Source organism: Streptomyces niphimycinicus (assembly GCF_018883605.1).
Classification (GTDB): domain Bacteria; phylum Actinomycetota; class Actinomycetes; order Streptomycetales; family Streptomycetaceae; genus Streptomyces; species Streptomyces niphimycinicus.
This window is the reverse complement of record NZ_JAHLEM010001047.1, coordinates 1-488: the sequence shown is the minus strand read 5'-3', so window position 1 is coordinate 488 and position 488 is coordinate 1. Positions and strand designations below refer to the sequence as shown.

The window sequence follows — 488 nt, the reverse complement described above, 5'->3', positions numbered from 1 at the left end:
GCGCCGGACTTTCGGCGTCGGAGATCGATGCGGTCGAGGCGCACGGCACGGGCACGGCGTTGGGTGATCCGATCGAGGCGCAGGCGTTGTTGGCCACGTACGGTCAGGATCGGGATCCGGGTCGGCCATTGTTGCTGGGTTCGGTGAAGTCGAATATCGGTCATACGCAGGCGGCGGCGGGTGTGGCCGGTGTGATCAAGATGGTGATGGCGATGCGCCACGGCGTGCTGCCCCGGACCTTGCACCTGGACGAGCCATCTACCCATGTCGATTGGTCGGCTGGTGAGGTGGAGTTGCTGACCGAGCAGGTGGCGTGGCCGGATGTGGATCGGCCACGTCGGGCGGGTGTGTCGTCGTTCGGAGTGAGCGGGACGAATGCCCATGTGATCGTGGAGCAGGCGCCTGAGGTGGTGGAGGGACCTCGGGATGAGGGAGTTGGGCTGCCTGCTGTGCCGTGGGTGGTGTCGGGTGTGGGTGAGGCGGCGGTG

At 66.6% G+C, this 488-nt stretch carries 1 protein-coding gene; it reads left to right on the top strand.

The annotated features are described in order from the left end of the window. On the top strand, window positions 1–488 hold a 488-nt coding region (locus KN815_RS47375; RefSeq protein ID WP_216347953.1), incomplete at both ends, for a ketoacyl-synthetase C-terminal extension domain-containing protein.